The sequence below is a fragment of the Paraburkholderia sp. BCC1886 genome (assembly GCF_900996245.1).
Classification (GTDB): domain Bacteria; phylum Pseudomonadota; class Gammaproteobacteria; order Burkholderiales; family Burkholderiaceae; genus Paraburkholderia.
This window is the reverse complement of record NZ_CAAJGK010000035.1, coordinates 193913-200159: the sequence shown is the minus strand read 5'-3', so window position 1 is coordinate 200159 and position 6247 is coordinate 193913. Positions and strand designations below refer to the sequence as shown.

Here is a 6247-nt window from a genome sequence, read left to right as displayed (position 1 = left end):
TCGGGGAACGGGGGGCGGCTGCGCCGCCCCACCCCACAGACATGAAAAGAAACAGAACCAGAACGACGGCAAAACCAGACATTTCTATCTAGCCAGACCCCGGACATTTCAATCTGGCCTCGACATTTGATGTAGCAGCTAGGTTGTAATGTCCGCTTCTAGCCAGGTTCAGATATCCGCTTTCAGCCTCCGATTCACCGCAACACCTTCGACATCTGGATCACTCGAGTCCCCAGCATCGCCCATCGGTTGAACATGCTGCCGCAGCTTCTCGACAAAGCAACTCAACGCCAGCGACACGACCACGTCACGCCTGCGCACCAGCAACGTCTCGACGCGACCTTCATGTTCCGGCAAGGCATGAATCGCCACCCGATGATCTTCCGCCAGTCCTTCGACCACCGATTGTGGCAACAGGCTGATGGCGATCCCGGCGCGAACACAACCGAGCAGTCCATCGAGCGTGCCGAGTTCCATGCGCTTGATGCTCGTGATGCCTTGCCTGATCAACAGGCGTTCGAGCCGTTCGCGGTAAGCGCAGCCGTGACGGAAGATCGCGATCTTCGCATCGCCGCGGAATTGCGCCCAGCCGGGTTGCCGGCCGACGTTCGAACTCTCCGGCCGGCTACGCACCCATGGCGCGGTGACGACGACCAGTTCCTCGGTCAACACCGGCTCGGCGACGAGATCGACGTGATCCACCGGCGCGCAGACCAATGCGCCTTCGAGCCGACGCTCCAGCACATCGTCGATCAGACTCTGGGAAGTCCCCGTCGCGAAAGAAATATCGACTTGCGGAAACTCGGTCGCGTAATCGACGAGCACATCGGGCAAACGAATCGCAGCCGTCGTCTCCATCGAACCGATCCGCAGCAAACCACCCGGCACCGAGTCGCTGCCGATAGCGCGCCGCGCTTCGTTCATCATGTGATCGATCTGGCTGGCGTAAGGCAGCAACTGCGCGCCCGCCGGCGTGAGCGAAACGCCGCGCCCATGCCGATGAAACAGCGGTACGGCGAGTTCCTCTTCGAGCCGCCGGATTCGCTGCGTGACATTGGACTGCACGGTGTCCAGAAACAAGGCCGCCTTGGTGATGCTGCCCATGCGTGCCACTGCCGCGAAAACCATCAGGTCGCCTGAATCCATGAGTCGTCCTTTTTGCCTATAAGTCACGGCCGGAAAGTCACGGCCGGAATCCGCCGCGTCCGTCGCCGTCAAGCAGTGGTCGAGGGCAACATGCGTGCCATGTGGCCACGATCGAAAACCACCTGCACACGGCAGGAATTGCAATCGAGCCGCACTGCATTGGAACGGTGTCTCCCCGAATCGGGGCGTCTACGTAAGAGCGCCCCATTTCTGGTGCAGTCCCAATGCACACCCGCCGCGTCGACATCGTTTCGACAGACTGTTTTAAGCCTCGAATCGCGGTTTTGACGACAATTCTCCGCGAGCCATCACCCGACGAAATCGCTGATATCTGGATGAGTGAAGGGACAGCCCGACGGCATACGCCGTGCATGAATCCACGCAACTCAACCCGGTAAGCGGACGCGTCCATGACAACCTCAGGCATTCCCCCTATTCCTGTTTCTGCACGCATCGACAACGAGCGCCTTGGTCTCGGCATCGCCCTGACAGCGATTCAGGCGAGCGCATTCTTCTCATTCGTATTCCTGTGCACGTTTTATCCGGCGCTATTGCAGCAAGATCTATTCGCCATCGGCGTGCCGCTGTCGTTCATCGCGGGCCTCGCCGTAATCGCGTGCGGCATCGTTCTCACGGCAATCTATGTGGTCGTGTCGAACCGTCTTCCGGAGGGCACAAAGTGAAACGCATTCTTTCCGCGCTAGTCCTGGCCATGGTGCCGATCGCCCTCGCCTCACCCGCGATGGCAGCCGGCATGCAGGCACCGGCTGCCAACGGCGTGTCCATCGCGCTCTTTCTCGTCGTCATCGCGATCACGCTCGGCATTACGTGGTGGGCGGCGCGCCGCACGCGAACCGCCAGCGACTTCTACACCGCCGGCGGTCAGATTACCGGCTTGCAGAACGGCCTTGCGATCGCCGGCGACGCGATGTCCGCCGGTGCGCTGCTCGGCCTCACCGCACTCGTGTGTTCGAAGGGTTTCGACGGACTTTTTTATGCAGTGGGCTACACCACCGGTCTACCCATCGTCGTCTTCCTGATGGCGGGCAGAATGCGCAGACTCGGGCGCTTCACGTTTATCGACGTAGTGGGCGCCAGGCTCGACAGTGCGTCGATCCGAATCTTCTCCGCGTGCGCATCGCTGATCATCGTGCTGTTTTATCTGGTCGCGCAGATGGTCGGCGCCGGTCAGCTCATCGAGATACTGTTCGGCATCGACTATCTGTACGCGGTGCTGCTCGTCGGCGCGTTGATGGTTTTGTACGTGACGTTCGGCGGCATGATGGCCACGACGTGGGTGCAGATAGTCAAAGCGGTATTGATGATCTCCGGATGCGCCCTGCTCTGCTTTCTGGTGCTTCGCCAAACCGGTTTCAGTTATGGCACCTTGCTGGCCGATTCGGTCAGCGTCCATACGGCCGGCCCGGCCATTCTCGCACCGACCTCGTTCGCGAAGAATCCGCTATCCGCGTTCTCGCTCGGCATCGCATTGATGCTGGGAACCGCGGGACTGCCGCACGTGCTGATGCGCTTCTTCACAGTGCCCGACGAGCGGGCCGCGCGTAGCTCGGTCCTGTGGGCCACCATCCTGATGAACGCTTTCTACGCGATGATTTTCATCATCGGTTTCGGTGCGCTTTATCTGCTGCGCAAACAGCCGCAACTATTCGATGCCCACGGCGGACTCGTCGGCGGCGGCAATACCGCGGCGCTGCATCTGGCTTATGTACTCGGCGGCAACCCGCTGTTCGGCTTTCTCGCCGCGGTTGCCTTTGCAACGATTCTCGCGGTGGTCGCCGGCCTGACGTTGTCGGGCGCATCGTCGATCAGTCACGACATCTACGGCAGTCTGACCCGAGCACGTCATGGCGAAGCACAGGACAGCAAAGCCGAGATGAAAGTCATGAAGGTCGCCGTCGTGGTCATTGGAGCACTGGCGGTCATCCTCAGCCTCGCGTTCAGAACGCAGAACATTGCCTACATGATCAGCCTCGCCTTCTCGATCTCGTGTTCGTCGACATTCCCGGTGTTGATCCTCGCGATCTACTGGAAGCGCTTCACGACGCTCGGCGCGCTATGCGGCGGCGGAGCGGGACTTGCCGCGTCGCTCCTGCTGACGATACTCGGCCCTTCGATCTGGGTCACCGTGCTCGGCCATGCGGCTCCTGCTGTCCCGATCGATCCGCCCGCCATCATCACGGTGCCGCTCGCCTTCGCGGTCAGCATCGTCGTCTCACTGCTCGAACGCAGCCCGGCGCATGCGACGCCCATGAGCGAGCTGACCTGACACGGCAGCGCCACCGTTCCAATTCAACCACTCGAACACACAGCATGAACCCAACTCACGACAACAACGCTTTTGCCGAACTGATGGCGATCCGCAACGGCGCGCCGCTCGACCCGGACGAAGTACGGATCTCAGGCACCGACCCGCTGTATGTCTCGCCATTCAAACTGGGCGAAACGTCGGCGGCCGCACTCGCCGCACGCGGAGTCGCCGCGAACGACCTGTGGGAATTGCGCACGGGCCGCAGGCAGAAGATCGGCATCGACGTGCGTGCGGCCGCGGCCACGTCCTGCTATGGCGGCGACATGACGCTGCGACGCGACGCGCACGGCGAGTACCAGCCGATCCCCTACTCCGACGAAGTCAGACACATGGTGTCGCTCACGCAACCGTGGCAAGCCGCCGACGGTCGCTGGGTGCTCCCGCACACGAATCTGCCGCATCTCGAACGGCGCGTGCTCGATGTACTCGACAGCAGAAGCACGGTCGACTCGGTGCGCGCCGGTGTCGCGTGCTGGAACTCGGACGCGCTCGAGGACGCGATCGCAGCGGCGAATGCCTGCGCGGGCAAAGTCCGTACGCCCGAAGAATGGCTTGCCCATCCGCACGGCGCGTATCTGGCGAGCCGGCCGGTCGTCGAGATCACGCGCATTGCGGATGGCGAACCCGAGCCGCTGCCGCCCGGCGATCGCCCCCTGGCAGGCATCCGCGTGCTCGATCACACGCGCATCCTGGCAGGTCCGACCGCGGCGCTCGGCATGGCCGAGCATGGCGCCGACGTACTGATGGTGACCGCGTCCCACTTGCCCCAGGTACCCTCCTTCGTGCGCGACACGAGCCACGGCAAACGCAGTTGCTTCCTGGATATGGACCGCAGCGCCGATGCGGCGCGCCTGCGGGAACTGGTCCGCGAAGCGGACGTGGTGATCGACGGATACCGGCCGAACCGGCTGGCAGCGCATGGATTCGGGTTCGACGAACTGGTCGGCCTGCGTCCCGGCCTGATCCACGTGTCGGTCAACTGCTATGGCTCCGGCGGTCCCTTCGCGGAACGCGCGGGTTGGGACCAGGTCGCGCAGGCCGTGACGGGTATGTGCCACACGCAAGGTCTTGCCACGGGTGCGGGCACGCCTCGACTGACGCCGGTATTCACGTGCGATTTCCTGACCGGCTTTCTCGCCACGTTCGGCGCGATGGTCGCGCTGGCGCGACGGGCCCGCGAAGGCGGCTCGTATCGGGTGCAGGTTTCGCTCTGCCAGTCCGCGATGCTGCTGCAACGCCAGGGCCTGCTCGACGACTTTCGCGACGCGCCTGGCCGGCTGACGCCGGCCGAGTTCGACGCGCTCGCCGTATGCGACGACGACACCGTCTACGGCGACCTGAAAACGCTCGGCCCGGTTCTGCAGATGTCGGAGACGCCGTGCGCATGGAGTGGCACGACACCGGAACTCGGATCGGGCAAAGCGGAGTGGCAGCGGCGTTGAGGCATGCGGGCGGACATGGGAGGCCGCCCGGCGCACGCGGCACGTGCCGCGTGAATACCCTAATGGGCGATTGCGCGAGAGTGGTTATGCTGGGGCCCAGCCGGGGCCGAAAAAGGCGATTTTAATTTTGAAATCGATTGTTCATCGACCCGATAGCCACTAATCTGGCCCCTCCCATCGTCCACCCGGAGTCTGGTATGCGCCGTCCCATAACAACAATGGCCGCTTTGCTGGCTGCTGGCTTCGCGGTCACCGCAAGTGCCCAGGTCGTCGTCACGATCGGTCATTCCGCTCCACTCACCGGCCCGCAGGCGCCGAACGGCAAAGACAATGAAAACGGCGCCCGCCTCGCCATCGACGAACTGAACAAAACCGGCGTGACGGTGGCAGGTCAGAAAGTCACCTTCAAACTGGACTCAGAAGACGACCAGGCCGACCCGAAGATCGGCGTCCAGGTCGCGCAGAAACTGGTCGACAGCGGCGTCGTTGCCGTCGTGGGCCCGTATAACTCCGGGGTCGCGATTCCCGCATCGCGCGTCTACAGCACGGGTGGCGTTCCGCTGTTGCCGGTGGCCTCCAATCCGGCGCTGACCAAACAGGGCTTCAAGAACATCTTCCGTATCGGCGCGAGCGACGAACAGCTCGGCGGCACGATGGGCGCTTTTGCTGCGAAGACCCTGAAGGCGAAAACAGCGGCCGTCATCGACGACCGTACCGCCTACGGTCAAGGCGTGGCGGAACAGTTCGTCAAGGTGGCGAAGGCGAACGGCATCCAGATCGTCGAACAGGAATTCACCAATTCGTCCGCCACGGATTTCCTCGGCATTCTCACGACCATCAAGAGCAAAAACCCCGACGTGATTTTCTTCGGCGGCTATGCGGCGCAAGGCGCACCGATGGCGAAGCAGATGCGTCAACGCGGGCTGCGCGCGAAACTGCTCGGCGGCGACGGCATCTGCTCGGCCGATATGGGCAAGGTCGCGGGCGACGCGGCGTCGATCGTCTACTGCGCCCAAGGCGGAATCGCGCTCGAAAAATCCGCGGCGGGCCGGGCGTTCCTGAAGAAGTACAAGGACGCCTACAACACCGACACACAGGTTTATGCCGTCAGCTATTACGACGGCGTGAAAATGCTCGCGGATGCAATGGTCAAGGCCGGCACGACGACCGACAAACCGAAGCTGATCGAACAACTCGGCCGAGAAAACTACAAAGGCGTGGCAGGCACTTATTCCTTCGATGAGTTCGGCGACCTGAAGGGCGCGCCGACGACGGTCTACGTGATCAAGAATGGCTTGCCCGTGCCTTACGGCGAGTGAGCCGGCACTGG

5 protein-coding genes are annotated in these 6247 nt (G+C 62.7%); 4 read left to right on the top strand and 1 reads right to left on the bottom strand.

Features of this window, described 5'->3' with window-relative positions; genetic code table 11:
• Window positions 1-168 precede the first annotated feature (168 nt).
• Window positions 169-1146, bottom strand: a complete 978-nt coding sequence (locus tag FQ746_RS05595; RefSeq protein WP_144107923.1) for a LysR family transcriptional regulator — start codon at window positions 1144-1146, stop codon at window positions 169-171.
• 410 nt (window positions 1147-1556) lie between these two features.
• On the opposite strand from FQ746_RS05595, the gene FQ746_RS05590 reads away from it, so the two are divergent.
• The 4 genes from FQ746_RS05590 (at window position 1557) to FQ746_RS05575 (ending at window position 6236) form a co-directional block, all read left to right on the top strand.
• Window positions 1557-1829 (top strand): DUF485 domain-containing protein, encoded by a 273-nt coding sequence (locus FQ746_RS05590; RefSeq protein WP_144107922.1) that lies wholly within the window; start codon window positions 1557-1559, stop codon window positions 1827-1829.
• Window positions 1826-3433, top strand: a complete 1608-nt coding sequence (locus FQ746_RS05585) for a sodium:solute symporter family transporter (protein ID WP_144107921.1) — start codon at window positions 1826-1828, stop codon at window positions 3431-3433. Before FQ746_RS05590 ends, FQ746_RS05585 begins: the two co-directional genes overlap by 4 nt.
• Before the next feature lie 44 nt (window positions 3434-3477).
• Window positions 3478-4917: a CoA transferase gene (locus FQ746_RS05580; RefSeq protein ID WP_222105854.1), complete on the top strand. Its 1440-nt coding sequence runs from the start codon at window positions 3478-3480 to the stop codon at window positions 4915-4917.
• 197 nt (window positions 4918-5114) lie between these two features.
• Entirely contained in the window at window positions 5115-6236 is a 1122-nt protein-coding gene (locus FQ746_RS05575; RefSeq protein ID WP_144107920.1) for a branched-chain amino acid ABC transporter substrate-binding protein, read from the top strand.
• Window positions 6237-6247 lie beyond the last annotated feature (11 nt).

What these genes read in the sequence shown, in the direction of transcription:
- FQ746_RS05595 (WP_144107923.1), bottom strand. Translation starts at nt 1,146, where the DNA reads ATGGATTCAGGCGACCTGATGGTTTTCGCGGCAGTGGCACGCATGGGC.
- FQ746_RS05590 (WP_144107922.1), top strand. Translation starts at nt 1,557, where the DNA reads ATGACAACCTCAGGCATTCCCCCTATTCCTGTTTCTGCACGCATCGAC.
- FQ746_RS05580 (WP_222105854.1), top strand. Translation starts at nt 3,478, where the DNA reads ATGAACCCAACTCACGACAACAACGCTTTTGCCGAACTGATGGCGATC.
- FQ746_RS05575 (WP_144107920.1), top strand. Translation starts at nt 5,115, where the DNA reads ATGCGCCGTCCCATAACAACAATGGCCGCTTTGCTGGCTGCTGGCTTC.